The organism is Ensifer sp. NPDC090286 (genome assembly GCF_044769565.1).
GTDB lineage: Bacteria > Pseudomonadota > Alphaproteobacteria > Rhizobiales > Rhizobiaceae > Ensifer.
This window is the reverse complement of sequence record NZ_JBIVYF010000006.1, coordinates 130,934-156,414: the sequence shown is the minus strand read 5'-3', so window position 1 is coordinate 156,414 and position 25,481 is coordinate 130,934. Positions and strand designations below refer to the sequence as shown.

Here is a 25,481-nt window from a genome sequence, read left to right as displayed (position 1 = left end):
GCGAGCGTGGTCGTTTTCCGCGCAAAACAAAACCCGCCTCATAGGCGGGTTTTGCGAAACTCTCGAATGTCGGGCCCGCATCATGCGGGGATCGGTGCAAGCCCTGGCAGGGAATCAGGCAGTTTCGGCGTATTCGGCACCATCCGGCTCGCGCAGCACATAGCCGCGGCCCCAGACGGTTTCGATGTAGTTGGCGCCGCCGGCGGCGTTTGCGAGCTTCTTGCGCAGCTTGCAGATGAAGACGTCGATGATCTTCAGTTCCGGCTCGTCCATACCGCCGTAAAGGTGGTTCAGGAACATTTCCTTGGTAAGCGTCGTGCCCTTGCGCAGCGAGAGCAGCTCGAGCATCTGGTACTCCTTGCCGGTCAGGTGGACGCGCTGTCCGCCCACTTCAACCGTCTTGGCATCCAGGTTGACGATAAGCTCGCCGGTGGAGATGACCGACTGGGCGTGGCCCTTGGAGCGGCGGACGATCGCATGAATGCGAGCGACCAGTTCGTCCTTGTGGAACGGTTTGGTCATGTAGTCGTCTGCGCCGAAGCCCAGGCCTCGAACCTTGTCTTCGATGCCGGCCATGCCCGAAAGAATCAGGATGGGCGTCTTCACCTTGGAAAGACGCAGCGTTCTCAAGACTTCGTAGCCGGACATATCCGGCAGGTTGAGGTCGAGAAGGATGATGTCATAGTCATAAAGTTTGCCGAGATCGACGCCTTCTTCACCGAGATCGGTGGTGTAGACGTTGAAACTCTCGGACTTGAGCATCAGCTCAATGCTCTGAGCCGTTGCACTGTCGTCTTCAATTAATAGAACCCGCATATTCTTCCCCTTTTCCGCCGCCCAAGGTTGTCGTGGCACCCTTACGCGATACGGATCCAGTCGTTGCCTGATTTGGAGGCTGCCACCAAATGGTTAACAAATTCTGATTCCCTCTGGCAAGGTGTATCGAGTTTGTTAAATATTTTTAGCAGTCTCCTGATTTCAAACGTGAATCCAGAACGGCTAATCTCATGTGAAACATGAGGAAATCCCGTTATCTGACTCTTCTGACTCGTTAATGCCGGGGCGGTCACATTTCGTGCCTCAGCATTTACGGAGCCTTAAATCATCACGCCTATGATTAACGATGCCCGTAAACGAAAGGTTACCAGCGGTAGGCTTTTGTTAATATCGCTGAAGATTTTTCGTTTCCGGCCCTGTTCGGGCCGGCTCGCGGGCAAATCAGTAACCGGGGTCTCGTTATCCACGGGAGTATTGCGTATGAAAGCACGTGAGAGCCTTGTCCGCCTGAAGGAGTTTCAGGTCCGGGAGAAGCAGCGTCAGCTGAACCAGCTTCAGATGATGATGGCTGAGTTCGAACGGATGACCAAGGATCTGGAAAATCAGATTATTTTCGAGGAGAAGAAGTCGGGTATCTCCGATCCCCAGCACTTCGCCTATCCCACCTTCGCCAAGGCCGCACGTCAGAGAGCCGACAATCTTCAGGTCTCCATTCGCGAGCTGAAGACGCAGCAGGATGCTGCCGAACTCGCGCTCGAAGAAGTGCAGGCCGAATACGCGAAGGCGGCGGCCCTCGAAGAGCGGGACACGTCGACCCGCCTGCGGGCATAGCTGCGGCTCCTGCGCCACAATCCGGCGCAGCGGGCCGTAACGTCTTGGTCCAAAGGGTGATTTGAACCCCGAGCCGGATGCGGCAAGGGGGATTTGTCCGTTGGACGGGCCGATAGCCCGTTTCGGAGCAGATGGTTCCATCCTTGACGGATCATGCGGTTGGCATGATCCGATCCGGCACGATCGTGACAAGACAAAAAGACCCGCCCGATGCCTCCGGCATCCGGGCGGGTCTTCTCATTTCGGGACCGACAGCGCCGTGGCTCTTTCAAGGCGCGCGCGATTTCGACTTGAGATTTGTGTCGCGGCCGCCGGCGCAGGTGTCTCAACCCTGGATGACGTCCTGCCATTCGGGATGCCGCATCGCCTGCGCCTTCATGAAAGGGCAGAGGGGGATAATCTTCCAGCCGCCCTTGCGGGCTTCCTCGATCGCATGCTTGGCCAGCGCTTGGCCGACGCCTTTGCCGCGCAGCGCATCCGGAACGAGCGTGTGATCGATGATGATCAGTTGCGGTGAGGTGCGCGAATAGGTCATTTCACCGGTATGGCCCTCGACTGATGTCGAGTAGCGGCCGTGCGATCCGGTTTCCTCGTGCATGATTTCCATGGCAACCTTCCTTGGTGAACGGGTTTGTCTGCGTGGAAGCTAGCGCAGTTTTTCGCAAATCGGAATCGCCCGCTCGGCCATCGCCGGTGCACAGTGCGTTCGCGAAACGCAACCAATGCCGCTCCGCACGGGACCGTTAAAAACGACGGCGGCGGCCCCGGGGAACCCGGAGCCGCCGCGCGACCTATGGCCCTGTGATGGGCGAAATTAGTGGCGATACTGCTGGATGCGAGTGGTGCGCAGGCCGGCGAGACCGTGATCGTTGATCGAGGACTGCCAGGACAGGAACTCCTCGACAGTAAGGGTATAGCGTTCGCACGCTTCTTCCAGGCTCAACAGGCCACCGCGCACGGCGGCAACAACCTCAGCCTTCCTGCGGATTACCCAGCGCCGGGTATTCGCCGGCGGCAGATCCGCAATCGTCAGAGGGCTGCCATCGGGGCCGATGACATATTTCACGCGTGGTCGCATCATTTCGGTCATGGGACTCTCTACACAAACTCAAGACCATATGACCGTGACCTTAGCCTGCCACATTTAACATTTGCCTAAGCGTCAAGTAACAATTTGCTCATAATTTGAGACACTTCCGATGGGCCTTTGCCCATGTGCGGCGTCCCCCAAAACTTGCGGCAATATTTCCCCGACTTGTGGAAACGCTTGAGAACAATCCGGATTCTCCCGGAATTGACATGGGAGCCATGCAAATACCACATTTCACTTTAACTAAAATTTTTGGTAACGAAGCCCCGAAATAAGGATGAGCGTCGTATGTACGCTCCCGCATTCATTCTTGGTGCATCGTCATATTTTTCACAACCGGACGCGTTTCTTTCGCGGGCAGGCCGGTAGCGGCAGTTTTATTTCGTCTGCCGGGTGAATTTCATGCTCCTGACGATGTGGGGCGTTGTTTGTATTTCTCTCGATCGGTGCGGTGGCGCCGGGGATGTGGTGATCGCAGATGAAGGAATCGCATGAACCGGCCTTGCTGCGCGAGGCTGAAACGGTGGAGATGTTTTCGGACATCGATACGGCCACGGTGCGCACAGAGTACGAACTTCTGCATCTCATGCGGCGGTTGATCGCGCGCTATGGCTTCGGCCATTTCATGATCGCGCGCATGCCCCTGGCCGAACAGCAGCGCTTTTCCGAGCGGCTGGTGCTCAGTAATTGGCCGTCCGAACTGGTGCGCCAATACGACGCCTGCGAGACGTTCCAGTCGAGCGGGCTGGTCGAAAAGTTGCGTTTCACCAAGCTGCCGGTAACCGGCGGGGCCGAGTTGCTCGATGTTGCGGCCAAGCCTGCGGACGAGGCGATGGTGCACCGGCTGCTCGCCCACCCGGAGATGGCGCGCCATTTCGCGGTGCTGCTGCACACAAGCGGCGGCGATCCCTTCATCGCCATGCTGTCGGGCCGCCGCGAGGCGCCTGCCGGCGTCGAGCGCGCCACGCTGTATCTCACTTTGGTCCAGCTTTTCGAATGCCTGGAGCGCACCTTCGACACCGGCAATACCGCACGCGAAAAGCTGTCGAGCCGCGAGTTGGAATGTCTGCGCTGGGCGGCTGCCGGCAAGAGCAGCGACGAGATCGGCATCATCCTGGGCATCTCGACCTATACGGTCAGCAGCTACTTCAAGAGCGCGACCCGCAAGCTCGATGCCGTCAACCGTATGCAGGCGATTGCCCGCGCCATGCGGCTGAAGCTGATCTGACGTCTTTAGGGCCAGCCACGCGCATCTCATCCGCAGCGGCCGGCCTTGCCGCCGGACGGACAAGTTTCTATATGTCGCGGAACTGAAAGTACCGCGACGCGCTCTATGCATCCGATTGATGCCGGCCGCCGCGGAGCCGAAGGTGCCGTGGGCCGAGAGTTGCTCGGCAAAGCATCGCATGAAGCGTGAAACAGGGCAGGCGCATGGTTGCCGCCCGAAGGCCGGATTGGATCCCGTGAACAGTCTCGATTTTGACCGCAAGCCCGAAGATACGCGTGTCGTCGTTGCCATGTCCGGCGGCGTCGACAGTTCCGTCGTTGCCGGCCTGCTCAAACGCGAGGGCTACGACGTTCTCGGCATCACGCTGCAGCTCTATGATCACGGCGCTGCTGTGCACCGGGCCGGTTCCTGCTGTGCCGGCCAGGACATCGACGATGCGCGCCGCGTCTGCGAAACGCTCGGCATTCCCCATTACGTGCTCGACTACGAAGCGCGCTTCCGCGAAACGGTGATCAATCCCTTCGCCGAAAGCTATATCGCCGGCGAGACGCCGATCCCTTGCGTTGCCTGCAACCAGACGGTCAAGTTCGCCGACCTGCTTTTGACGGCCAAGGAACTCGGTGCCGATGCGCTGGCGACCGGCCACTATATCCGCTCGCGCCCGAGCCCGAATCCGCGCTATGCCGGTCAGCGGGCGCTCTACCGTCCGACCGACGCCGAGCGCGACCAGAGCTATTTCCTGTTTGCCACGACCCAGGAGCAGATCGACTATCTGCGCTTTCCGCTCGGCGGCTATTCCAAGGCAGAGACGCGCAAGTTCGCCGAGGACATGGGCCTCGTCGTCGCCCAGAAGGCTGACAGCCAGGACATCTGTTTCGTACCGCAGGGCAAGTACAGCGACATCGTCGCCAAGCTGAAGCCGAACGCGGCGCTGTCGGGCGAGATCGTGCATCTCGACGGCCGCGTGCTCGGCACCCATGAAGGCATCCTGCACTATACGATCGGCCAGCGCCGCGGCATCGGCATCGCCACCGGCGAACCGCTCTACGTCGTCTATCTCGACGCCCGCTCCCGCCGGGTCATCGTCGGCCCGAAGGAGGCGCTGGAAACGCGCCGCGTCTATCTGCGCGACGTCAACTGGCTGGGCGACGAGGACGTCGAGGCGGCAGCCGCGCGCGGCTTCGAATGTTTCGCCAAGGTGCGCTCCACCCGTCAGCCGGCGCCGGCCGTGCTCGCGGTGGACGACGAGGGCATCTATGTCGAACTCGCTGAGGGCGAAGCCGGCATCGCGCCCGGCCAGGCCTGCGCGCTCTATTCCGGCATCGGCGAGGACGCGCGCGTCTATGGCGGCGGTTTCATTCGCAAATCGGAACGCGAAGCGAGTGCGGAAGCGGCGCTGAAGGCGCTGCTTTCGGCGCAGGCGGCCGCTTAAACAGGCCGATTTCCGGGCCGTTGTGAAAACTTCACATTTTCCCGGAGACTTGGGTTGACAGTGGACGGAAGCGGGCCGTATAAGCCGCCCGTCCAGTCAAGACGGCTTCCCCTTCGAAGCCCTGACGCGGTACCCGGCGGAGTAGCTCAGTAGGTTAGAGCAGAGGAATCATAATCCTTGTGTCGGGGGTTCGAATCCCTCCTCCGCTACCATTTTTCTCCCCAATAGTTAGGCCTTGGCGCCCATTAGCACCGACACGCGCCCGATCACCTCCACTTCTACGCCTCTGTAGCTCGCCGCGATTTTCCGGAATTTTGACAGCCAAAACCGGAAAAACTGCAATTCCGCTACACCTGTCAAAATAGCTCTGCAAACTTCCTTCGAAGATCCCTCAAATGTGGTTCAACGACGAGCTTATTTCGTTGCCTGAGCATCGAGCTGATAAACAGCGGTCTCGGCCGTTGCCTCCTCGATCCCTTTGAACGAAGGATGACGCAGTTTGTTGTCTTCAGTCCAGGCGCGATACTCGACCTCCACTGCAAAGCGGGGCTCGGTAAAGACGGCGCCCTTCCGCTTAAGGGCGATGGCGGGTTTCGTCGTTTTGATCAGCTCCAGCAGCTCGCGGAGCGCAAGTGATGTGCTGTTTGACCAGCCCGTGCCAACGCTTCCGACATAGACCAATCCGCCGTCCCTTAGGGCCGCCAGGAGCAGCTTGCTGATGTGAGAAGGCAGGGCGATTGATCGCTCGAAGCCAACGATGAAGAACTTGCTGCGCTGGGCACATTTAACCTTGATCCAGTCGCCGGATTTGTCAGAGCGATAAGGCGCATCGAGCCTTTTGCTGACTATTCCTTCAAGGCCATGTTCGCATGCTACCTGAAGCAGCGCTTCGCCATCTGCGCCGAGCCAGTCCGAAAGGAAGATCGTCCCGGTCCGGTCTCGTATCACCACCTCCAGTCGCGCCCGCCTTTCGGCCAACGGCAAGCACCGAAGATCACGACCATTGAGATAAAGAAGGTCGAAGGCGACGAGCTGCGGGGCGCCGGCGTTGCGGGTGCCACCCTTCCCGCCCAAGGCTTGCTGAAGTAGCCCGAAGTCGGACCGGCCCTGATTGTCAAGGACGACAGCCTCGCCGTCGATGATCATTGTGCCAGATCCAAGCTGCTGCGCGGCTCGCGCGATGGAGGCGAAGCGCTTGACCCAGTCGTACCCACCCCGCGTCAATATCTTAACTTGATCCGCCTGGATGTGGACGTGCACTCGATACCCGTCCCATTTGATCTCGTGCACCCATTGCGCCCCCTTGGGCGGCTTCTTTTCAAGCTTCGGGACGCACGGCTCAATTCGCAGTGGCATCGGGTCGGCAAGCTTCTTGGCCATTAATTATTTGCACCCGGCTGCGCGGCGAAGGCAACATAGCTCAATTTGGCTAAGGGCTGGTCACGGCGGGATGGCGGGCGCATACTCATTCCATCGCTGGACGTTGATACGGGCTCCGACGACTGGAAGACCTTGCGCTTTCGCCCCAGCACGGAGGGTCGCGCGATGAATTCCACGGCACTTCTCCCCCACGAACTCACTCAATTGGAGCTCGTTTTTCGAGACGTGCTTCGCGCCCGCGGGCTTTCGCGGCAATCGGAGGACGCTGAAGTGATCGCGAGGCGGCTGATCGAGGCCTATCAGTCCGGCGTTCGTGAAAGCGGTGCTCTTAGACGCCTCGCCGGTGCCAGCGAATTATTGATCCCCCGCAAAGCTAACCAGGCGAGCAACTCGGATCGAGAAGTCTCGATCCGGGCCATTGCAAGAGAACCGCACGGCCAGATCACACCGGACGAGTTGGATATGCTTCAGCGGACATTTGATCGAGTTTGTATCTGGTGCGGTATTCCGCGCTTCGGCAAACGTGCTGATCGACTGGCGCGCTATTTGACAGATCAGTTCCGCTGCGGTGAGCGTGACGAAGACAGCCTCTTTGCCAGTGGCATGTGGATGGAGCAAACATCTGGCGAAGCAAGCACAGACGCCTAGAGTTCCACTCTTTATCGCTGGCGCCGACTTCGGCCGGCGCCAGCAAAGCCGTTACTCTCACCCCAAAACGATCAGTTCGCGCGCCGCCGTCGCTTTACCGGCGCTCACCGAATAGGTCAGCTCGGCCTGGTGGAAGGCAAAACCGGCGAACGTTTCCCTGATCTCCGGAACGTCATTTATCGACAGGATGAAACGCCCTCGAAGCCGCCTCAAACGTTCCGCCAAGGCGGCGAACTGGTCGCGGCCGAAGAGCGCCTTTCCGTAGTCATCCTCGCTGCCGAAGTAGGGAGGATCGAGATAGAACAGCGTTCCCGTTCGGTCGTAGCGATCGAGGAATTCCGACCAGTCGAGGTTCTCCAGGATCACGCCGGCCAGGCGCTCATGAACATCTTCGAGCATCGGCGCCAGGCGCGTCAGGTTGAACCGCGCCGAGCGATCGAGACTGATGCCGAAGTGCTGACCGCTGACCTTCCCGCCGAAGGCGAGCTTCTGCAGGTAGAGAAAGCGGGCAGCGCGCTCCAGGTCCGTCAACGTGGCTGGGTCGCAAGCCTTCAGGCGTTCAAACTCGCGACGGCTGGTGATCTGGAATTTCAGCGTATCCATGAACTGCGGATAGTGCCGCTGCAGGATCCGGAAGAGGTTCACGACCTCGCCGTTTCGGTCGTTGATGACCTCGCTCTTCGGCGCGGCCGTGCGCCGGAAAAAGACACCGCCCATGCCGACGAAAGGCTCGGCATAGGTGGTGTGCTGGATGGTCGAGATCATCCCGACCAGGCGGCTCGCCAGTTGCCTCTTGCCGCCGATCCAGGCAGCCGGAGGAAGGGTAGGCGAAACCGCCCTCATATCTTCATTAAACACCATTTCAAAAAGCTCACGACTCAGTCACAGAGAGCCCGCCCTGCAGGGTACGGGTGCGACGGTTGTGATAACTGCCTGTCGGACGGGAAAGAGCCGCGAACTTAGACCCGTCGTCGGTGCGTTAGCGCGCACCGGCCCCCGGCTTATTGCGCCGGAGGAGTAGGCGATGCAGCAGCCTCAAGGGCTCCGACCCGAATAAGAAGGTCTGCCATCTGCGTCGTCAGTGTCTCGATCTTTGCATGCTGGCGCTGCGCATGGGCGATCAGATGCACCACCAGGCGATCGTACATGATGCCTTCAGCCACGGGTTCCGGCAGCGGCACGGAGCGATGCTCGGTTTCTGCAATCGTCTGCACCTCTTCGACGGTCACCATGTCGATTTCGACGATCGTTTCGGTGCGCTCAAACGCCCTGAAGAGCGGCTTCCCATCATCGTCGAGCAAGCCCGTGTCGACGTACTCGGTGCGCGTGACCTGGGCTTCTCTTTCGACCGGCCGCTCTACGGAAACGGTGACTTGCTTTTCGACTGTCTCGGTGACGATCTCCTCGGTGCGCCAGTGCACCAGCCTCGGCTCGATCGCGCCGACTTCCTCGGCGATCAGGCCGATGTACGACCAGTCGGGATTGTCCATTGCGCATAGCGATCGATACCAGACCGGCCGCATTTGAAGGATTGCGTCGGCGTAGTTCGGCCAAAGGTCCTCGACCTGCGTCTTGTACTGGGCAGAAGACGTTGACCGAACGATCGCCCCGTTGGAGGCGATGAACATGTTCGCCGCCGACGCCGAGGTCGCGTTGTAAGACGGCACGCTCCGAAGGGTCCCGTCATCGAATATTTCGAGCGAGATGGTCGCGGCGGTGCTAAATCTCATTCGGTTGACATCGTTGAGGTAGACAATCGATCCCTTATGGTTCGTCGTCGCGTCTCCGAAGTAGATCGAGGAAGTGCCCGGGTTTCCCCCCACCATTTGCAGCAAAACGTGCGTGACCTTTTGCAGCGTCAACATCGTAGCGCTGGACAGCGCCGGAATAGCCGTACTTTCGGCGATCCTTACCGCAGCCGGAACGGCGCCGTCCGAATTCGCGCTGATCGACCGCTGCCACCCCGTCCAAACGCCGCCGACCATCGTTCTCGACCAAAGATTGCCGTTAGAGTTTCGGTGATAGATTTGGGTTTTGGTGCTCGAACTGCCCTGGATCTGAAAGACCGACCCCTGCGCGCCCTCGGGTATGTTGAGGGACGCGCCGTTCACGTAGAACATGCCGCTGCCGTTTGCATCGTTCGCATCAGTTAGAAGGACGGCCGTGCTTTTCAGGCGATCCGGTGTTTGCCCGTTCGGGATCTCACCAAGGGTCGCATAGGCAGCAGCCCCGTTTGCATCGTCGAGGAGCGAGCGCGCGAACTCGGTGAAGACGGCGAGCGAGGTCGCCCCGGCGCCGGAGAAGTAGGGCAGCCGATCGGCGGCGCTGACCAACGCCGCGAAGGTGTCGAGATTGCCGTTCTTCAGCAGCTCCAGAAGATCGCGCGTGGCCTGATCCATGCGTGCCGTATCGGGCGTAATCTGGATCTCATAGCCGGCCGCAGTCTGCGCCGCAGCGGGCCAAGGATAAGCGAGCGTCAGCGACGTGTTGCTGTTCACACTGAGGATACGAACGCCCGAGCCCTTGTGTGTTCCGAACAGGTCACCGGGCTGGACCGAATTCAGCCAGCTCGTGCCCTGACCGGTGACGGCATTGCTGTTGGCGGCGACGGTAGCCGTTCCCACCGAATAGTGTGAGGGGAGCGCCATCAGTTGCTCTCCTCGATCGCGGCGGCAGCGGGACGAAGCGCGGCAAGATCGGTCGCCTGGGCCTCGATCGTGGCGGACATCTCAGCCACCTGCGCCGCCAGTTCGGTGATCTTCGCCTCGCTTTCGAGCAGGCGTTGGCCGAGGAATAAAGCCCGGCTTCGGAAATGGTCGGATAGTGCCTGCTCTTCGACGAGACCAACGCGCGGGTCTATGTTGATGGTCTGGGTGTCCATGCTTTCTCCTTACGCTGGAATGCCGAATATGAAGTAGCGAATGCCGGTCGGCGGATAGGCGCCCTCGGTGCGCCAGGTGCCGGGGCTGTCGTCGCGATTGTAGTAGTCGCCGACGTTGCCTCTGAAGGTGTGGAACCGTGCGTTGTTGGCCGTCAGCTCGCAGTAGGAACTTTCGCCGGCATGAGCTTGACCGTTGTAGATGTATTTCAGCCGCTTGATGAACGGCAGGCGATACATTGCTTGCCAAGTTCCAAAGACTGTGAAGCCAAGCGTTTGATTGCCGCCCGATCCGTGCGTTGTGATGTACTTCACCATTGGGAACATGCCGCTCCCGTCGAAAGGAACGTCAACGACGACATCGTTCCCAGCCGCTACATTGAAGTAGCCTTCCGCCAGGATCTGCACCTGCGGCCAGCGGCTGTCGATGATGATGTCGCGCCATGATGGCGGGTTGGCAGCGCCGGGCCGGAGGAACTGCACAACGTCCACGCCAGCTTCGGTGAACTGCCGAAGCACCTTGTTGCTGCCACCGGTCGGCGCGCTGTTGTCCTCCAGGTAAAGCATGAAGCGCGCGCGCATCGCCTGGGACGCATCGAAGTAAATCTTAGTGCCGTCGAACCAGTACTCAGCGCCGAAATCGAGATTGACCGGCGACGACGGATAGTTGACCACCGAGCCCGTGTAGAAGTGTGCATCGAGCGCGACCATGTCCGGAAGCGGAATGCCGGTTTCGTAGAAGCTGACGCCGGAAGGAAGCGCGATGTCGGCCGCTGCAATGACCTTCACCGGGATCTTCGAGCTATCAAACGCAAGCTGCTGCACCGTCGCAGTGTCGACGTTGTATCCCGGCCGGGCGACCTTCATGAACTGCGAGCTGATCTTGATGGTCTTGGTGCCGTTCGGCGCCAGCGCCGGCGCCTCGTCGATCGCATCACTGTTGCCCGGCAGGTTGAAAACGACGAGCCGCTTATCCCGCGACTGAAACTTGTTGAAGCTGTCGATTGTGTCGAAGCGAGTGATCTGCGCGATCGTGCCGTAGGCCATGGTGCCATACTGGCTGACGGATCCGGTAAAGCCCTGCATCCATCCGATCTGGCGGGCGTTGCCGACTTCATAGAAACCGCCCTGACCATGATAATATTGGCCGCTGTCGGTCCAGGCGACCATCTGCTGATTGAAGCGGTTGCTTCCACCGCCCTTCTTTGCCTTCCAGTCAAACAGTGGCACGTTGTATCGCAACGTCGGGAACGCCGAATTGCGATAGTGCCAATCGCTCTTCCCGCTGCCCGAGCCCTCGCACTTCTGGTAGTTGCCTGAGTTCGCGCCGGCCGGGTGATAGTAGTATGCGGCAGAGTCATTGAGGCCGGGGCGCGAGACGACGTTGCAAAGCTCCATGTCGGCGACGTTCACCTGCAGGAGCTTGCTGTTGTAGAGGAACTTCGATCGCTGGCTGTCCGGCGTGGTTCGCGGATTATCGGCATTGTTCTTCATGATCTTGATGCAGCCGGCGCCGGTGCTGTCTACGCCAATCATCGTCCGGACCATCAGCTGAAGACCTCGATCGTTCCGAAATCGCCATCGATAATGAGTTTGCCGCCACCAAGCTCCATGCGGGCGCCGTAGATCGTGCCGATGTGCGCGACATTGAGCCGGGCAACGCCGTTTTGGAAAATGAACGGCTGCTGGAGGTTGGCGCCGCTGGCGACCACAAACTGATCGGCGAGTATGACGAAGCGCGTCGGCGCGCTGGTGCTCGCTGGCACGTCTAGCATGATCGAGGCGGAGCGGAAGGTGCCGCTACCGCCGGTCCGTGCCTCGATCCCATAACGAGCCGCGTAACCTGATGGCGTGGCGAGCACCGAGGCGCGAATGTTGATGGCGGCCGAGTTTCCGCCGAGCGCTGCAAACAGCGACGTGATCTGGTCGGCCTGACTGGAAATACCGCTCTCGGTTTGCGTCACGCGAGCTTCAAGCGATTGGACCGCAGAGGCACTCGCCTTGTTCGGCAGCTCCACTTCGAGACTATCGATGCGCAGACCATAGGCCGTTAGAGTGCTGCCCTGCTGGTTTACCGACACCGTCAAAGCTTCGAGTGCGCTGGCTGTCGCAAGCGTCGGGATCTTAGCTTCGAGCGTCGTCAATCGGCCGACCAAAGCCGAGCCCGGCCCAGTCGCCGCGACGATCGCCTCGGTGTAGCTGGCCGTGATCTGATCGGCCCGCGAAACCAGCTCCCGCCGCAAAGTCTGCTTGTCGCGGTAGTTTGCGAAGTCCTGCTCGGCGAGCAGCTTGGCCGTCTTTTTCTGCTCGTCGAGCAACTGGCGGACGCCACCGCGCACCCACTCGGTCGTGTCGGTCGCGAAGTCCTGCAGATCCTTGATCATGCCCGGCAGATACACGTCGCCGTCGCCCAGGCGGACGTTCGGGGTCGTGACGTCCAACCAGTCGCCCCAGTTGGTCTGGCGCGTCGATCGCGGCACGAACTTGCCGCGCGCCTGGTAGTCCGTAATCGGCAGGAACGTGCCATTCAGCGTCCAGGCATGCGGCGTATCGTAAGGCACGACCCCGTCGAAAACGACCGCAGCGCTCGCCTTCAACCGGACTTGAACACGCACGTCACGAACATCGTCCTGGTCGGGTGCGCAGCTCACCTTCATCGACGGCCGGCGCGCAACACCGGCGGCGTCCAAGAAGGTCGCGGGTTCAACTTGCCAGCCGTACATTGGCTGCGCCGGCGGCGCGATCGGGCCGAGCCAGCCGATATCCGTGGGAAGCTCGTCCGCCGACGACCAGCTGTAATCGGATGGATCCATCTCCTTGAGAAGAACAAGCTGATTGAACGTCAGGCCGCCGGCGATATCGACGACCAGGAATTTCTTGTTCACGTAGCCGTTGCGATCCGACGACCAGGACGTGACGTCGTTCGGCTCTAGGGCAAACGCCTCAGGCGGAAGATTGAAGACATGGATCCGGAAGCGCCGCTCCTCCTCGATCATCGCCTTCATCAGCGCCTGGACCTGTCGGCCGAAGGGCACCGCTGGGAAGTCGACGCTCGTCACCAGGCGGCGATTGCCGTCTTCCGCCTCGAGCGCGCTGGAGTATCGGGCCGGCGCATCTTTCGAGGCCCATTTCTCGGCCGGCTCCGGATAGGTCGCCTCGATCCCGTTGTGCGTGTCGCTCAGCGACCGGAACGGCTCGAAGCTCTGTTCCTCGGTCACGAGAATATCGGCATCACTGAAGGAATAGACAGCAGCGCCGGGCGCGCCGACGAGGATCTTGAACGAGCCGCCAACCTCGGCGATGCGTGCGCTGGCGCCTTGGCGGATGTCGTCGATGACCGAAAGCGGCTCCATGTCGAGGCGCACTTCGTAGCCGCAGCGGAACTGCTTCTCCGTGGTGCCATCTGCTCTCGTAACAGAGCGGTCGCATTCGTTGGCAGCCGCGATCCAGCTCGACGCCGGCAGGCGGAAGGCTGCGAGGTTCTGGCCGCCGTATATCCATTCGTTGCCGTAGTAAATGCCACGGATCAGGTTGTAATCGGCGACCGCGTTGTTGTCGGACGGCTGCCAGGTGCTTTGATCGTTCCAGCGCTGCGGGCCATTGCCGCCATTCGTGCTGTCCTTGCGCAGGTCGTAGAGCGGCATGGGCAGCATCTCGAAGACGCAGTTCGGCAGCCCGCTGAACTTCTCCGTGTTGAGACGGAAGGTGACCACGGCAAAGGCAATTCCGCGGCCGATCATGGTGGTTTTGAAGGGCCTTTGAGCGCCTCCAAACTTCGCGACCAGCCAAGGGTCGGCGACGGTGTGCTTGCCGTCGACGAAGCGCACCCAGGCGTAATCGGTGCCGTTGATGCGGAATTGCTCGATAGGGCAGCCGCGACCGTCCGGATGCGGCTCATTCCAAAGGATCGTGCCTTTCGTGTCGTCGACCCACATGGCCGAGAAACCCGGATGCGGGATGCACGAAAGCTCAATCACGTCAGTGATGAATGCGTTCGGCGTCTTGCCGGCCTGGCCCCAGGAGCCGATGTACTTGCGAATGCCGGCCGTGGCGTAAGTGCCGATGATGAACTGCGCCGGCTGATCGTCGCCGACACGCACCTGGACGGTAACGCCGCGCGGCTCGGATCGGGATTGCTGCTTCTTGGCCCGTGCTTTCTGGATCAGGCTGACACCGTACTGAGCGGCCAGACCGAAAGCGAGCTTGACGAACGCGGCAGCGAGACCCCCCGCCTTAACAACGCCGACAAGCGCCGTGATGGCAGCCGCGACCGGCGCGGCTGACGCGGTCTCGGCCGAGACAAATACAAATGCGATGGCGAGCAGAATGGTCAGAGCGCGCATCCGGTCAGCCCACCCTAAACGCGCGGGTGGCATCGAGCAGATCGACGGTGCCAATGCCGTGGTCCATCAGCACAAAGATGCGCTCGCCATTGACCGCGCCGAGTGCATACCCGAACGGCGTATCATCCGGGATGGCGGCGATATCGCCGACTGAAGCCTCTGAGACATGCACCTCGGGCAGCAGATCCGCGACCATGTCGCCGAGGTTGTCGAAGCCCGCGTCGCGCATGACGCGCACTGCGCCGGCCGGGCTGTCAAAGGTGCCACGGTACTGCGCAGCGCAATCGACGCCGGTCAGCGCCAGCACAAGGCGGCCGGCCAGACCGGTTCCGCATTCGTGCAATGACCAGTCGAATGGCCGGGCCTTAATTTCGTCGATGGCGTCCTCGAAGCGACGGCGCCAGTCAGGGAGCCTGGTGAGTGCGCCGCTCATGCCTTCTGCCCCCACGGAATGTTCCAGGTCTCGATCGTGCCCGAGTACAGACCCCACTCGTCGCCCTGGCGGCGCTTCTGTGCTTCATAGGAAGACTTGCGCGGATTGGTGCGCGTGAGCATCGAGATGGCGTCGGAAATGACCTTCAGGCTGATGGAGCCCTTGCCGCCGATCGACGGCGTCTTGATCGGCGCGCCATCGACCTCGCCGAGGAAAACCGGCGCATCGATGCTGACGGGGAGGCCGCTCGCGGGATCGAGCAAAATTTGATGGATCTCGATTTTTGCGAGACGCACGTCGTACTCGCGCACCAGGCGCTGCGCCGCGTCGGCGATCTGCGAAAGGTCGATCGTTACCGTCTGCACGGTGAGATCGGAAACGCGCGGAATGTCGCTCACCTGCAGCAGGGCACCGCCGCCGTAATAGAGGCGTGTTTCCTGGAGGCCGGTGATGCCGCTCAACACGGTGATGTTGCTGTCGTCGTGGTCGCTCCAGACGCCGATGCTTTCCGGAACTCCCGTCGTGCGGTTCTTGGCGGTGACGTAGACCAGGGTTCGCGGCGCAATCCCGTTCTGGCGGGCTCCGGTTATGGCAGAAAGCAGGGCCGAGGTAATATTGCGCATAGCTTCAGCTCTTCTGGATGGCTTTGAAACCGGCGCCTGCGGTGAGGACGCCCTGGCTGGTGCCGGGCCGATGGCTGCCGGGAACGATGACCATCGGGCAGGCCGGCTTCTTCAGGGTCACTGGCGAAGCGGCGAGAACCCAATTCGGAAGGCGCGGGAAAATCGAGACGGTGGCAACTCCGCCGGCGGACGCTGCGACCGTTTCGGAGACTTCAACGAATGCCGTCTTGGTCGTGCCCTGGATCTGAACCTTGTCGCCGACGGTCAGCACATAACCGGACGGCAGCCCCAGAAAAGGAATGGCCGTCCGATCGCTACCGATGACGCCGAGTGTGACCACGGCAGAGCCTAGGATGCTCCCGGTCGGGTCGGCCTGCGGATAAAGCGACAACGGATCGCAGAGCATGAAGGCCTGGCGAGCGCCATCGAGCTTGCGGATCCGAGCGGCGACCTGCTTCAGCTCGTCATGCGAGCCCTCGTTAAGCGAGATCTCTGCCGTCCAGAGAGGCCGTGCGAGTTCCTGCTGCCAGAGGTCACCATCGCCTGTTCCGGAGAACTCATCATTGCGCTGGATGTCGAAGACGACTGCATCGTGCGACAGGCGATCGTTGATTGCGGAAAGGGGTAAAGGAGCCATCAGCGCCACCTCGGCCGGCTGTCGATTTCGTTCATGCGGCCAGGAAGGTTCCGGTCGTAGGCAGTGACCGCGCCCTGGGCGGCTTCGCCGGCTTCCCGGCGCGAGACGTCCGTTACCCACGCCTCGAAGTCGTTGCCGCCCTTCAGCTCCACGGCCACGCCGATTTTCATTTCGCCGCCGGCGCCACTGCCTTCGCCGCCCATGCCTTTCAGGGACGAGTTCGGCAGCACCATTGCGCCGCGCGAAGTGCCGATGACCGGCTCCGGACCCTTCTCGCCGACGATGCCGAATGTGCCGTTGGGGATAAGACCGCCCTTGGCGCGGAAGCCTGCGAACAACGAGCCGAAGATGCTGCCGAGGCCGCCGAGCAAACCGCCGCCGCCCTTACCTGACGCCACGCCGCTGCCGGCGCTGCCAAGCTCGAAGATCGCGTCCAGGGCGTCGTTCATGATCTTGTCAATGAGCCGATCGAGCACGTTCATCGCTGCATCACCGAAGGCTTTGAAAAAGCCCTTGCCGTCTTCCAGCCCCTGGCGAAGGTCAGAGACGAAGCCGCCGGCGACGTCGCGGGCAAAATCAAAGGCGTCCTGCAGGGCGTTCGTCTGCGCCTCGGCCGAGGCCATTTCGCCAGCCAGGCGCTTCAACTCGGCCGACTGCTGCGGCGTCAGTTTGATGTTGGCGTCAGCCGCGCGGTTGAGCAGCTCCTGCTCGTAGCGCAGGCGTGCAGCAGCCTCTTCGGTCATGCCGATCGATTGGCGCTCTGTCTCCTGCACAGCGATGAACTGCTGAGCGTTCCGGACGAGATCCTGGTAACGCTCTGCTTCTTTCTCGGCGTCGGTCTTGCCGGTTTTTCCCTTTTTCTTCTTCTTGTCGTTGAGGGCGTTCTCAACGGCGCGGTCTTGGACCTTCGAGAAGAAGTCGCCAAGCGGATCGCTGCCCATGATCTGCTTGACGCTGGCGTTGCGGTCGGCCCAGATCTGCTTGATCTCGGCCTTTTCTTTTTCGACCGTGGCCTTGAGTGCCTTTGCCGTCTGGGTCCCGGCGCCAGCATTCGGATTTGTAATGCCAGGAAGATCAACTTTGTCGACCGCGGTGAATTGAGCCCAATCGGGCAAGTACTCATTTAACTTGTTGATGCGGTCGACCGCACCGTTGATCATGTCCTCAACACCGTCCACGACCCGGTTGGCGGTCGAATAAACAATATCGCCAAGCACTTCCGGCAGCTTCGACCAGACAATCTTCACACGCTCGAAACTGCCTTCGAAATGGGTTCCGATGGTTAAGGCAACGGCCGCCACGTCGACGCCGGCGGCGTGGAAAGAGTTGATGACGGCATTGCCGGTCACCTTCACGCCGGCGACGATCTTGTCCCAGGCTAACTGGAACCACGGTCCCATGGCGTCGACCGCTGGCTTCAGCAGGTCCCACAGGCCGTCCGCCATCACCTGCCAGGTCGCGAGCGCAACATCGCCGAGGCCAACTGTGACCCCTTGCGCGCGGTTCACCTCGTAGGTCATGCCGGCGATCGCCACGCTCGCCGCCGCTACCGCAGCCGTGACCAGGGGAAACTTGGTCGCGGCCGAAACCGCCATGTTCGCCGTCTCTTTGAGCGCGCGGCCGAGACCGCCTTCGCCTGGTCCCCAAATCTGCGAGATCTGCGAGCCTTGCTGGATCAGGACCATGTAGGCAGGCATGCCCGAGGCCAGCGAAACGAAAACGTCGTTGAGTTGGAACACCAGCAGCTTTTGCTGTAGCGCGGCGTTCTTCGTTGCCTTGGAGACCTGGTCGAGCGCCGGCGGGATTGGGCGGGCGGCTTCGGCCACGCGCTGTGAGGCGATCGTCGCGGCATAGTCGGCCTGCGCCGCTTCCATGGCTGCTGCAGCCTTCAGCTTGTTTGCGCGCGCAGCGGCGATCGCTTCCTTGGAGGCCGTGCTGTCCGCTTTGGCGGCGGCAAGGGCAGCCGACGCTTTCTTGTAATCGGCCTGGGCGAGAGCGACGGTGGCTTTGCCAGCGGACATCGCCGCCGTATCCATCCGATAGAGCGCGGCGGCATTTTGCAGGGCAGCGCCGGCGGCGGCGCCAGAGGCTTCGCCAGCTCGCTTGAGTGCCGCGCCTGTAGCGCCCATCCGCTCAGTGAGTTTGTCGGCCTTCCCGGAGGTCTGGTCGAAGGTGTTTCCGAGTTTCTGCGCGCCGCCCTCGGCGCGCTTGATGCCCGAGTTGAGGCCCTTGTCGTCGGTCCTGAGTTCAAGCAGCGCTTCGCCGAGCCTCTCAGCCATGGCTCAAATCTCCTTCAGAGGCGGTGGCTGAAACCTCGACGACGGCGATGCCGGCGGCGGCGAGCATTTGGGGGGTCGCCTTAACGGCGGGGCGGTTGCCTCCATCGGCGATGCGTTCCAGGCGCGACAGCTCGCGACGTGCCTCGTTCTTGTCGACCCATCCGGAGCCGAGCCGACCGGCATTGACCGCCATGATCTGTTCCTGGGCCTGGAGGCGCGGCAGCATGATGCGGAACGCCCTGACTAGCGCCGCCGGCGCTTCTTTGAGCCACCACGCGGGGCTTCCACCGAAGAAGCGCTGGAGGCGGGGAAGCTCTTCTCCCCAATCGACGGGCTCATGTCTTTCATTACCGCCGCTGCCACTCCCACCGCGCCGATCTTGTGACGCAGCAGGAGCATGGTAAAAACCTCGACGACCCGGTACTTCTGAGCATCAGAGAGCTTTGCTCTTACGTTGGCAGGGACGTCGACAAGAACCTTGCTCGCGACCTTGTTGACCAGGTCGGCCAGCTCGTTTTCCTTGCCCTTTGTTTTGGAGAGTTCTTCGATCTCTCCGCCCCAGAAGGTAAAGGCCTGGCTATCGAGGATCGATAGCTCTTCCGGAGACAGGATCTCGTAGCGCTTGCCGTCGATCGTGATAGCCGGCCGCTCGATTAGCGTGTTGAGGTCGAGCAATGGGTCTTTGGCCATGGAGAGGTTCCTTCGCCGTGTTGGACTGTGAGGGTGATGCCAAGCCGCGCGCACTCGCGCTCGATCTCGGCTAGACGCTCGCGAGCGTCACGCGCCGCCAGTCGGTGGCGGCGCTCTTCGCGTTTGTGGTGACGGGCCTTCGCGTCGAGCGCACGGGCCTCCGCTTGGAGGTCACGGCCTGCCATTGTCAGGGCAACGGCTTCTGATGCTGAAGGACGAGCCGGCCGAAGCTCAGTGTCTTGGAAACGGCGTTTGGATCGCGGAGTGCGGAGAACTCCAGGGCAAAGCCTGCCGGCTCCCCCTTGCGGTAGACCGGCTCGGGGCTGCCAGACATGAAGCAATAGGGCACCTCGTACTGCATGCTCATGTCGTCGCCGTAGGGAGAGACGCCGGCCCGCAGCAGCAGCGCCATCGTTGCCACCTGTTCGCCCTGGTAAAACTGAACCGTCTTCGTCCCAGGCGTTCCGGTTCCTGCGGCAGTCGTCGCAACAGCGTTGGAGTTGAGCGAGAGCCGGTAGAATTCAGCGCTGACATCCCACAGCGTGAAGGCGATCAGCAGCTCCTCGGCTGTGCGGAAAGCCTTGATCGGTACAGTGCTGCCAAGCGGCCGAACCTTGTTGACCTCCTGGGTGTGCGTCACTGTCACGCCTTCTTCGTCGTAGCTCTCGTCGCCAGAGGTGCCAATCTTGATCCAGTCGACCGCCGGGGCGGCGTTGACGAGCGGAAATGCAGTTCCGACCGGCGCGTAAAAGGCCGTAAACGGCGCTGCGATGATTTCGAACGGCTGGGGCATTTAGACCTCCTGAAGAGCGTGAAAGACTTGAAAAGACTGGAATGCGGTGGGCCAGGCCGCGTCGGGGTCGCGGCCGGCCGTGAAACCGCCAGCCGGCTCAACCCAGTGAATGAGGCATCGCTCGACGACGCGCCGGCGGATATTGACCAGCGCGCGACGGCTCAGACGGCGCAATGCCTCGGCTTCGAAGGGCGTGGTACCGTAGGAGAAGAGGTCAAGGCGCTGAGTGTCGTGATCGGAGAAGCTGCCGGTAGCGATCGAGACGCCGCCGGAGGGTTTGACGACGATGCAGTTGCGCGGCATATGCGCGGTCTCGGCGTTGGGCAGCTCACCGCCATAGACGCGATCGGCCGCAAGGCCTGCGACGTTCCCGTCTGCCTTCAGCGCCGATACGATCGCGGTGATGATGTCTGCTTCCGCCACTTCCGCCTCCAAAAATCCGCCAAGCCCAAACGGGTGGCGGAACGTGGAGCAAACCTAGCGAGCGTGGCGCGCCGATATCATGCACGCGGCTGCGCGCATGTCGGAAATGGGGTGCGATTTGGGGGAACGGCGCCGAGCATCGCGGCACCTGCAGGCGATGTCAATCCTGCTTTACTTCTTCTTCGAAGCCTTCTCAAAGGCCTTTCGAATGCGGCTGGCGAGCTTCGGATATTGAGTGTCGGCCGCTGGGCGAAGGTAGGGCCGGGCCGGGATGGTCACCGACTGGACCAGGATCACGCCACCAGCCTTTTTCGGATCTGGAATGGCCAGAGCCTTTGCGCGCTTCGGCTTGATGACGCCTCCCAGCTCGTGGATCCGTGCATAGGCGATATCGCGGGCGCCCCAGGTGCCGTGCACACCGTCAGCTTCAGCCTTTGCGTATTCCGCGATGTCGATCGAGCCCTCCAGCGTGCCGGTGCGGTTCTGCCAGGTGTGGTTTTGCTTCGCCTCGGCCGCCGAGGCCGCCATCGTCTGATTGACGCCGAGGATCTGCGCTTGCTCCATCTTGGCAGTCACAGCCTTGCCGAACCACTTCAGCGATTTCGACTTGCCGGCCACGTCAGCCGATCCTCTTCAACGCTGCTTCGAGATGCGTGTGTTTCCGCTGCACCGGCCCTTCAACGCGCAGTCGGCCGGGTATGATGACGGCGCCCCTGGCATTGGTCACAGCCGAGATTTCGTCATCCTCGCGGATATCGGCCGACTGCGCGAAGAGCGCCCGCATGTCCTCGACCATCGCCGTCTTGTCGCCGTCGACAACTTCACGGGAGACATTGGACCAAACGAAGCATTTGAGAGTGGTGAGGGGCTGAAAGGACGGCGCCACGGGATTGCCCCAGCCGTCCTTTCCCATCGCCTGATTGCGCTCGACCAGCGCCCGCATTGTGAGCCGGCCCGCGATCATCAGGCCATCACCATGCCGCGCCGGATGGCGAGGCTGTCGAAAATCTTCTCTCGCTCGGCCGCGACGTCGCCGGCGAGCGTGAACTGGTAGTCACCGGCCCGCTCGCTCTTGAGACCGCCGCGATAGGAAAGGTCGAGTTGCATCAGCTTGATGGTCGCCTCGTCTCGTGCGGCCTGGTCGCCGATCGGCGTGTAGATGATCCGCACCAAGGGCGCCCAATAGCTTCGCCCGTTCGGGCCGCCAGTCAGGCGCTGGAGCGTCCGCCCGCCGTGGCTGACGCGATAATCGCTTGGCGCAAGCGGCAACTCGTCTGCAGGTGTTCCGGTGTTGCCAGGGTCGATCTCCACGATCGTCACCGGCAAAGCTTCATCCATCGGGCGCGCCAGGCGCAGCGTGCGCAGCGATCGGGACTGCGGATCCTCGAAGTCGCCCAGCTCGACGGTGATGGGACCGGCCGGGCCAAAGCGGGCTTCGATCTCCAGGGTGATCGCGTCGATCATCGCCTGCAGCTCGATGTCAGAAAGGTCTGTTCCCGTGCGTTCTTTGACCCGGTCGATCAATGCCATGGCTTTAAGCCCCCTTGGTACCGTCGCCCTTGGCTTCCTTGTTCGACGGAAGCTTGCCTTCCTTCAGCCCAAACTTTTCCGCGGTCTCGTTCGGGATCTCGTCGCCGGGGACCGCGTAGAGAAAGCGTGCGCGCTTGTCGCCTTCGCGGACCAGCGTGTCCTTCTTCTCGGTGAGGTAGAGCCTTTCCTGCGCCTGCATTGGCGTTTGCCTTCCTACTCAGACCGCGCCCACAGGACATGCAGGAAGCCGCCCGTGGTGTTGGTCGTGGTGTTGGTGATGGAACCGCCCTTGCCGGCGGTGATGGAGAATTCGGCCGTGCGATCGACCCGCGTCGGCGGGCTTCCGTCCGTGATGTGCTCGACCGAAAGAAGCGTGTCGCCGGCTTTGATCGCGCCGGGGACAAGGTGTTCGCCCACGGGGCCGCCGGGGATCATTGCGCAGCCCACGGGCTTCGAGAAACCTGACATTAAGGGCATTTGTGCCTCCTCGAAGTGGTGACGGCCGCAGCGTCCGCCGTCACCGATCCGGAGCCTCCCGAGCCTTCCGGCCCGCCAGCCACGTCGCCGTTCGCTGGTACGGAGCGCTCATCTCGCTGCGGGTATTAGATGCCGGTGATCTGGCAGAACGCCGGCGGGCGGAAGATGACGAAGGCGAAGCGAGCATCGGCACGAACCGTGCGCTTGCCTTCCTTGAACTGGGTGCCGACGAAACCAATCTGGACGTCGATCCCCTTGCGCTCGAAGAGTGAGATCCAGGCCGGCTGGAAGGAGCCGACGTAGCCAGTGCCGGCGGCGTCCGCGTCCTGCTGCACGACGGAAAGACCCCACATGCGATCCGGGCCGGCTTCCGAGGGACTACCCCAGATGTAAATGCCATCCGTGGTCCGAAGCAGCCGCACATCCTGCCAGTCTTCGGGATGCATGACATGGTGAGTGGGAATTGCGCGGCCGACCGTGCGGATCTTGGTCATGGCCTTGTAGAAGGCATCGGGGACCGGGTCCGCGCCCTTGGCATGGGTCTGGATGCCGGCCGTATTCTTGAGGCCGCGAAGATTGGCGCCGGTTGCATCACCGACCAGCGTCTGGCCATCGAGCCGCTGACGAACGCCGAACATCAGGCGTGAGTTGATGTAGGTCTGCGCCTGCGCCACGTCTTCGAGCTGCTCATCAGTGACGGGCAGACTGTCGGTGATCTTCCTCACCGGCGAGGTCTTCTCGGCCAGGACAAACGTGCTTTCGGAGTACGAGCCGCCCTCGGCCGCCTCTGCAGCAGCATGTGTGCGTGTGGTCTCCTCCATGTAGGAGATCTGCTCGAAGCCGGTCTGCGCCATCGGGATGATGTCGAGAAGCTGGATCGGGCGGGTCGCCGCCTCAACGAAGCCAGGCAGGCGCAGCGACTGCGGCGCCCAGCCAGCGGTGGTCGCCATGAGCGCCTTGCTTCCGATCGTCTCGAAGGCCATGCCCTTGGCGAGCGCATCTGACGGAAGCAGGCTGTCGAACTGCAGCGTAATACCGCCGGCAGCGCCAGCTTTGGCCCAGTCCTGGTAGGCCTTCGCCTCGGCCACCATTTCGCCGAGCGACTTTACGCTCGCCTCGCCGGAAGAACTGCTCTTGCCGTTCGGAATGGTCGGCCGGCCGCGAACCTTTTCGCGCTCCTCCTGGTCACGGGCGGCCTTCTCGGCCGCGTCGAGCGTCTCGGCCTGCTGACCCAGCTCGTTCAGTTCGGCGTTCATCGCCTTGACCTGCTCGGCCACCGCGATCGAACCCTTCACCTTCTCGCCCAGGCACGTCACCCGGTTGAAGTCGTAGCTCTTGCCGCTGTCCGTGGTGACCAGGGCCTCGGCAAAAACCTTGCCGAGCGCATCCTGCTTTTCCGCGAGCTTATCGCGGACCTGCTTCAATGTGAGGCTGGACATTTGTCCTCTCCGTTCTCGATTGGGTATCGGCCTCTCACGTCCGCGTGTGGCCAGATGACGATCAGCCCGCGTCGGCGCGGGCTGTGAGAAGGAGATTAGGAAAAGGAGGGAAGCGATATCATGCACGCAGGTGCGTGCAGGTCACTTCGGGCAGGAAGTCCGGACGATGTCGAAGACTTGCCGAGCTGCGATCGATGTAAACTGGCCCTGCTTGTCTTCTGAGCGATAAGCCACAGGTTCGCTGGCATTCGCGAACAGGTCAAGTAACGCCGTAGCCTCTTCTGCCTCTAGGCGCAACCGATCACCTAACCGAGGTACGTCGCCAGCGGTGAACGTGAACTTTCGATGGGCCGAACCGCTTTTGAATTCCACCTCATATGAAGTGAGACGAGAGTAGACGTCACCCGGCCAAAATGTTGGAACCAATGAGCCGTTAAGTCCGCAGGCGACGGAAACGTTTGAACTCGAAGAAATCGAACTTCCCGTTTCGTAGATGGAGGCCTCCGGGAACACCGTCTTATCGAAAGCGTCTCGCTTGAACGATAGCGCCCAACCGTCCTCGCTTTCCTGCGCGTAAGCAGAGGCCGATAACACCACGGCGACGACGGCACTAAATGCGAATTTCTTAAACATACCCTTTGCCCCTATTCAATTTGCGGTGGAGATGCCCGCGCGGGCGAAGCTACCGGAATTCGCTCGCGTTTCGAAGCCGTTTTGAAGGCCGTAGACGCGCATCAGGGCTCGGGGCGGTGTCTCGGCCCGGCCCGTGGGGCTGAAAGCGCTCCACGGGCGATTTTCTGAGGCTGCTACTTGAGCCACCGGAGCGCACCGCGTACCTCATGGGTCGCGGCCAATTGCTCCAGTTCTCGCTGGGCCTTGTCGGTGTCAGCATTGGAGGCGGGGTCAAACTGGAAAACCTCGTCGAACCGCCGCCTAAGCTCGGCGAGCTGATCCAACCGCGCCTTGCTCATGGTCCTGCCTTCGGCATCGCGCAAGGCCTTCACGCCACCCGCCCGGTCGATGATGTCGTCGATCTCGGCAATCACCGCGTCGAGCTGGTCTGCGAAACTGCCGCGCGATTTCAAGGCAAGCGTGCCCGTGCCGACGCCGGCGCCGCGCACCACTGGCGAGACTTCGTGAATGTCGAGACGCTTCAGCACGCGGACCCGGTCGGCGCCGCGCTGCTCGAAAGCCGCATCCACGACACCGAAGCCGTAGGAATACTCCTGGATGGCCGTACCCTTCGCCAGGTCGAACATCAGGGCCGAGTGCCAGTTCTTGCCGGCTTCGGTATCGAGGTTGAGGTGCAGCTCCGCGAGTGCCGCATCGCCGTTCTCGTAAACACGGGCCTTGCCGAGGGGGATGGCGCGGCGATCGTGCGCAGGCAGGATGTGAGCCCACTGGTGTCCGCCTTCCTTCCAGGAGAAAGCGCCAGGCGCATAGGTGTCGCCGTCATGATCGACGGCCGACAGGATCGCGATGCGGGCAAGGCCCTGGCCCTTCTCGTCCATCTTCTCGACGGTCAGGCCCTTGGTTTCAGTCTTCATAGT

At 61.6% G+C, this 25,481-nt stretch carries 29 protein-coding genes and 1 tRNA gene; 5 read left to right on the top strand and 25 right to left on the bottom strand.

The window, feature by feature from the left end; all coding sequences use genetic code 11:
• Nucleotides 1-114: 114 nt before the first annotated feature.
• Entirely contained in the window at nucleotides 115-816 is a 702-nt protein-coding gene (gene ctrA / locus ACIQUG_RS27550; RefSeq protein WP_025424706.1) for a response regulator transcription factor CtrA, read from the bottom strand.
• A gap of 441 nt (nucleotides 817-1,257) precedes the next feature.
• Between ctrA and ACIQUG_RS27545 the strand changes: the two genes are divergently transcribed.
• Entirely contained in the window at nucleotides 1,258-1,608 is a 351-nt protein-coding gene (locus tag ACIQUG_RS27545; RefSeq protein WP_034806460.1) for a flagellar export protein FliJ, read from the top strand.
• Nucleotides 1,609-1,933: 325 nt separating this feature from the next.
• On the opposite strand, the gene ACIQUG_RS27540 is transcribed toward ACIQUG_RS27545, so the two are convergent.
• On the bottom strand, nucleotides 1,934-2,215 hold the full coding sequence (locus ACIQUG_RS27540) for a GNAT family N-acetyltransferase (protein WP_402325396.1): 282 nt from the start codon (nucleotides 2,213-2,215) through the stop codon (nucleotides 1,934-1,936).
• 207 nt (nucleotides 2,216-2,422) lie between these two features.
• Nucleotides 2,423-2,698: a DUF1153 domain-containing protein gene (locus ACIQUG_RS27535; protein WP_003527546.1), complete on the bottom strand. Its 276-nt coding sequence runs from the start codon at nucleotides 2,696-2,698 to the stop codon at nucleotides 2,423-2,425.
• A gap of 478 nt (nucleotides 2,699-3,176) precedes the next feature.
• Here ACIQUG_RS27535 and ACIQUG_RS27530 point away from each other — a divergent pair, with 478 nt between their 5' ends.
• The 3 genes from ACIQUG_RS27530 (at nucleotide 3,177) to ACIQUG_RS27520 (ending at nucleotide 5,570) form a co-directional block, all read left to right on the top strand.
• Nucleotides 3,177-3,926, top strand: a complete 750-nt coding sequence (locus ACIQUG_RS27530; protein ID WP_034806462.1) for a LuxR C-terminal-related transcriptional regulator — start codon at nucleotides 3,177-3,179, stop codon at nucleotides 3,924-3,926.
• Nucleotides 3,927-4,104: 178 nt separating this feature from the next.
• Nucleotides 4,105-5,358, top strand: coding sequence for a tRNA 2-thiouridine(34) synthase MnmA (gene mnmA / locus ACIQUG_RS27525; RefSeq protein ID WP_402325391.1), 1,254 nt, complete (start codon nucleotides 4,105-4,107; stop codon nucleotides 5,356-5,358).
• Between the two features lie 135 nt (nucleotides 5,359-5,493).
• Nucleotides 5,494-5,570, top strand: a tRNA-Met gene (locus tag ACIQUG_RS27520).
• A gap of 202 nt (nucleotides 5,571-5,772) precedes the next feature.
• On the opposite strand, the gene ligD is transcribed toward ACIQUG_RS27520, so the two are convergent.
• Nucleotides 5,773-6,738 carry a non-homologous end-joining DNA ligase gene (gene ligD, locus ACIQUG_RS27515; protein WP_402325389.1) on the bottom strand — a complete coding sequence of 322 codons (966 nt, stop codon included), beginning with the start codon at nucleotides 6,736-6,738 and terminating at the stop codon, nucleotides 5,773-5,775.
• A 165-nt stretch (nucleotides 6,739-6,903) separates the two neighbouring features.
• Here ligD and ACIQUG_RS27510 point away from each other — a divergent pair, with 165 nt between their 5' ends.
• Nucleotides 6,904-7,386: a hypothetical protein gene (locus tag ACIQUG_RS27510; RefSeq protein WP_402325388.1), complete on the top strand. Its 483-nt coding sequence runs from the start codon at nucleotides 6,904-6,906 to the stop codon at nucleotides 7,384-7,386.
• A 57-nt stretch (nucleotides 7,387-7,443) separates the two neighbouring features.
• On the opposite strand, the gene ACIQUG_RS27505 is transcribed toward ACIQUG_RS27510, so the two are convergent.
• From ACIQUG_RS27505 to ACIQUG_RS27405, 21 genes are all read right to left on the bottom strand, one after another.
• Nucleotides 7,444-8,247 (bottom strand): DNA adenine methylase, encoded by an 804-nt coding sequence (locus tag ACIQUG_RS27505; RefSeq protein WP_402325387.1) that lies wholly within the window; start codon nucleotides 8,245-8,247, stop codon nucleotides 7,444-7,446.
• A gap of 140 nt (nucleotides 8,248-8,387) precedes the next feature.
• A complete protein-coding gene (locus ACIQUG_RS27500) occupies nucleotides 8,388-10,034 on the bottom strand; it encodes a pyocin knob domain-containing S74 family peptidase (RefSeq protein ID WP_402325385.1) in 1,647 nt (548 codons plus the stop codon).
• Nucleotides 10,034-10,267 carry a hypothetical protein gene (locus ACIQUG_RS27495; protein WP_402325383.1) on the bottom strand — a complete coding sequence of 78 codons (234 nt, stop codon included), beginning with the start codon at nucleotides 10,265-10,267 and terminating at the stop codon, nucleotides 10,034-10,036. The genes ACIQUG_RS27500 and ACIQUG_RS27495 overlap by 1 nt, the downstream gene beginning before the upstream one ends.
• A 9-nt stretch (nucleotides 10,268-10,276) precedes the next feature.
• A complete protein-coding gene (locus ACIQUG_RS27490) occupies nucleotides 10,277-11,812 on the bottom strand; it encodes a hypothetical protein (protein WP_402325381.1) in 1,536 nt (511 codons plus the stop codon).
• Nucleotides 11,812-14,607, bottom strand: coding sequence for a phage tail protein (locus ACIQUG_RS27485; protein ID WP_402325380.1), 2,796 nt, complete (start codon nucleotides 14,605-14,607; stop codon nucleotides 11,812-11,814). Before ACIQUG_RS27485 ends, ACIQUG_RS27490 begins: the two co-directional genes overlap by 1 nt.
• 4 nt (nucleotides 14,608-14,611) lie before the next feature.
• Nucleotides 14,612-15,040 carry a DUF6950 family protein gene (locus tag ACIQUG_RS27480; RefSeq protein WP_402325378.1) on the bottom strand — a complete coding sequence of 143 codons (429 nt, stop codon included), beginning with the start codon at nucleotides 15,038-15,040 and terminating at the stop codon, nucleotides 14,612-14,614.
• Nucleotides 15,037-15,663, bottom strand: a complete 627-nt coding sequence (locus tag ACIQUG_RS27475; protein WP_402325377.1) for a hypothetical protein — start codon at nucleotides 15,661-15,663, stop codon at nucleotides 15,037-15,039. The genes ACIQUG_RS27480 and ACIQUG_RS27475 overlap by 4 nt, the downstream gene beginning before the upstream one ends.
• Nucleotides 15,664-15,667: 4 nt before the next feature.
• The gene (locus ACIQUG_RS27470) at nucleotides 15,668-16,300 is read right to left on the bottom strand and encodes a hypothetical protein (protein ID WP_402325374.1); all 633 of its coding nucleotides are present in this window, start codon (nucleotides 16,298-16,300) and stop codon (nucleotides 15,668-15,670) included.
• Nucleotides 16,300-18,126, bottom strand: coding sequence for a phage tail length tape measure family protein (locus ACIQUG_RS27465; RefSeq protein ID WP_402325373.1), 1,827 nt, complete (start codon nucleotides 18,124-18,126; stop codon nucleotides 16,300-16,302). The genes ACIQUG_RS27470 and ACIQUG_RS27465 overlap by 1 nt, the downstream gene beginning before the upstream one ends.
• Nucleotides 18,127-18,571: 445 nt before the next feature.
• Nucleotides 18,572-18,805 carry a hypothetical protein gene (locus ACIQUG_RS27460; RefSeq protein ID WP_402325372.1) on the bottom strand — a complete coding sequence of 78 codons (234 nt, stop codon included), beginning with the start codon at nucleotides 18,803-18,805 and terminating at the stop codon, nucleotides 18,572-18,574.
• Between the two features lie 17 nt (nucleotides 18,806-18,822).
• Nucleotides 18,823-19,269: a hypothetical protein gene (locus tag ACIQUG_RS27455; RefSeq protein WP_402325371.1), complete on the bottom strand. Its 447-nt coding sequence runs from the start codon at nucleotides 19,267-19,269 to the stop codon at nucleotides 18,823-18,825.
• Between the two features lie 187 nt (nucleotides 19,270-19,456).
• Complete coding sequence (locus ACIQUG_RS27450; protein ID WP_402325369.1) at nucleotides 19,457-20,062, bottom strand: hypothetical protein; 606 nt, start codon at nucleotides 20,060-20,062, stop codon at nucleotides 19,457-19,459.
• A complete protein-coding gene (locus tag ACIQUG_RS27445) occupies nucleotides 20,063-20,485 on the bottom strand; it encodes a DUF3168 domain-containing protein (RefSeq protein ID WP_402325368.1) in 423 nt (140 codons plus the stop codon).
• Between the two features lie 171 nt (nucleotides 20,486-20,656).
• Nucleotides 20,657-21,103 (bottom strand): phage morphogenesis protein, encoded by a 447-nt coding sequence (locus tag ACIQUG_RS27440; protein WP_402325367.1) that lies wholly within the window; start codon nucleotides 21,101-21,103, stop codon nucleotides 20,657-20,659.
• Between the two features lies 1 nt (nucleotide 21,104).
• Nucleotides 21,105-21,449, bottom strand: coding sequence for a hypothetical protein (locus ACIQUG_RS27435; RefSeq protein ID WP_402325365.1), 345 nt, complete (start codon nucleotides 21,447-21,449; stop codon nucleotides 21,105-21,107).
• Complete coding sequence (locus ACIQUG_RS27430) at nucleotides 21,449-22,015, bottom strand: hypothetical protein (protein ID WP_402325364.1); 567 nt, start codon at nucleotides 22,013-22,015, stop codon at nucleotides 21,449-21,451. Before ACIQUG_RS27430 ends, ACIQUG_RS27435 begins: the two co-directional genes overlap by 1 nt.
• 4 nt (nucleotides 22,016-22,019) lie before the next feature.
• Nucleotides 22,020-22,214, bottom strand: coding sequence for a hypothetical protein (locus ACIQUG_RS27425; protein ID WP_402325363.1), 195 nt, complete (start codon nucleotides 22,212-22,214; stop codon nucleotides 22,020-22,022).
• Nucleotides 22,215-22,228: 14 nt separating this feature from the next.
• Nucleotides 22,229-22,492 (bottom strand): hypothetical protein, encoded by a 264-nt coding sequence (locus ACIQUG_RS27420; protein WP_402325362.1) that lies wholly within the window; start codon nucleotides 22,490-22,492, stop codon nucleotides 22,229-22,231.
• Nucleotides 22,493-22,617: 125 nt separating this feature from the next.
• Entirely contained in the window at nucleotides 22,618-23,931 is a 1,314-nt protein-coding gene (locus ACIQUG_RS27415; RefSeq protein WP_402325360.1) for a phage major capsid protein, read from the bottom strand.
• A 141-nt stretch (nucleotides 23,932-24,072) separates the two neighbouring features.
• Entirely contained in the window at nucleotides 24,073-24,564 is a 492-nt protein-coding gene (locus tag ACIQUG_RS27410; RefSeq protein WP_402325358.1) for a hypothetical protein, read from the bottom strand.
• A gap of 173 nt (nucleotides 24,565-24,737) precedes the next feature.
• Entirely contained in the window at nucleotides 24,738-25,478 is a 741-nt protein-coding gene (locus tag ACIQUG_RS27405; RefSeq protein ID WP_402325356.1) for an HK97 family phage prohead protease, read from the bottom strand.
• Nucleotides 25,479-25,481: the final 3 nt, after the last annotated feature.

Bases quoted from the DNA above. Each gene is read 5' to 3' on its own strand.
- ACIQUG_RS27405 (WP_402325356.1), bottom strand. From the start codon at position 25,478: ATGAAGACTGAAACCAAGGGCCTGACCGTCGAGAAGATGGACGAGAAG.
- ACIQUG_RS27415 (WP_402325360.1), bottom strand. From the start codon at position 23,931: ATGTCCAGCCTCACATTGAAGCAGGTCCGCGATAAGCTCGCGGAAAAG.
- ACIQUG_RS27475 (WP_402325377.1), bottom strand. From the start codon at position 15,663: ATGCGCAATATTACCTCGGCCCTGCTTTCTGCCATAACCGGAGCCCGC.
- mnmA (WP_402325391.1), top strand. From the start codon at position 4,105: ATGAAGCGTGAAACAGGGCAGGCGCATGGTTGCCGCCCGAAGGCCGGA.
- ACIQUG_RS27450 (WP_402325369.1), bottom strand. From the start codon at position 20,062: ATGCCCCAGCCGTTCGAAATCATCGCAGCGCCGTTTACGGCCTTTTAC.
- ACIQUG_RS27505 (WP_402325387.1), bottom strand. From the start codon at position 8,247: ATGGTGTTTAATGAAGATATGAGGGCGGTTTCGCCTACCCTTCCTCCG.
- ACIQUG_RS27430 (WP_402325364.1), bottom strand. From the start codon at position 22,015: ATGGCATTGATCGACCGGGTCAAAGAACGCACGGGAACAGACCTTTCT.
- ACIQUG_RS27460 (WP_402325372.1), bottom strand. From the start codon at position 18,805: ATGCTGCCGCGCCTCCAGGCCCAGGAACAGATCATGGCGGTCAATGCC.
- ACIQUG_RS27480 (WP_402325378.1), bottom strand. From the start codon at position 15,040: ATGAGCGGCGCACTCACCAGGCTCCCTGACTGGCGCCGTCGCTTCGAG.
- ACIQUG_RS27470 (WP_402325374.1), bottom strand. From the start codon at position 16,300: ATGGCTCCTTTACCCCTTTCCGCAATCAACGATCGCCTGTCGCACGAT.
- ACIQUG_RS27545 (WP_034806460.1), top strand. From the start codon at position 1,258: ATGAAAGCACGTGAGAGCCTTGTCCGCCTGAAGGAGTTTCAGGTCCGG.
- ACIQUG_RS27500 (WP_402325385.1), bottom strand. From the start codon at position 10,034: ATGGCGCTCCCCTCACACTATTCGGTGGGAACGGCTACCGTCGCCGCC.
- ACIQUG_RS27485 (WP_402325380.1), bottom strand. From the start codon at position 14,607: ATGCGCGCTCTGACCATTCTGCTCGCCATCGCATTTGTATTTGTCTCG.
- ACIQUG_RS27425 (WP_402325363.1), bottom strand. From the start codon at position 22,214: ATGCAGGCGCAGGAAAGGCTCTACCTCACCGAGAAGAAGGACACGCTG.
- ACIQUG_RS27495 (WP_402325383.1), bottom strand. From the start codon at position 10,267: ATGGACACCCAGACCATCAACATAGACCCGCGCGTTGGTCTCGTCGAA.
- ACIQUG_RS27455 (WP_402325371.1), bottom strand. From the start codon at position 19,269: ATGGCCAAAGACCCATTGCTCGACCTCAACACGCTAATCGAGCGGCCG.
- ACIQUG_RS27490 (WP_402325381.1), bottom strand. From the start codon at position 11,812: ATGGTCCGGACGATGATTGGCGTAGACAGCACCGGCGCCGGCTGCATC.
- ACIQUG_RS27540 (WP_402325396.1), bottom strand. From the start codon at position 2,215: ATGGAAATCATGCACGAGGAAACCGGATCGCACGGCCGCTACTCGACA.
- ACIQUG_RS27530 (WP_034806462.1), top strand. From the start codon at position 3,177: ATGAAGGAATCGCATGAACCGGCCTTGCTGCGCGAGGCTGAAACGGTG.
- ACIQUG_RS27410 (WP_402325358.1), bottom strand. From the start codon at position 24,564: ATGTTTAAGAAATTCGCATTTAGTGCCGTCGTCGCCGTGGTGTTATCG.
- ctrA (WP_025424706.1), bottom strand. From the start codon at position 816: ATGCGGGTTCTATTAATTGAAGACGACAGTGCAACGGCTCAGAGCATT.
- ACIQUG_RS27535 (WP_003527546.1), bottom strand. From the start codon at position 2,698: ATGACCGAAATGATGCGACCACGCGTGAAATATGTCATCGGCCCCGAT.
- ACIQUG_RS27435 (WP_402325365.1), bottom strand. From the start codon at position 21,449: ATGATCGCGGGCCGGCTCACAATGCGGGCGCTGGTCGAGCGCAATCAG.
- ligD (WP_402325389.1), bottom strand. From the start codon at position 6,738: ATGGCCAAGAAGCTTGCCGACCCGATGCCACTGCGAATTGAGCCGTGC.
- ACIQUG_RS27510 (WP_402325388.1), top strand. From the start codon at position 6,904: ATGAATTCCACGGCACTTCTCCCCCACGAACTCACTCAATTGGAGCTC.
- ACIQUG_RS27420 (WP_402325362.1), bottom strand. From the start codon at position 22,492: ATGCCCTTAATGTCAGGTTTCTCGAAGCCCGTGGGCTGCGCAATGATC.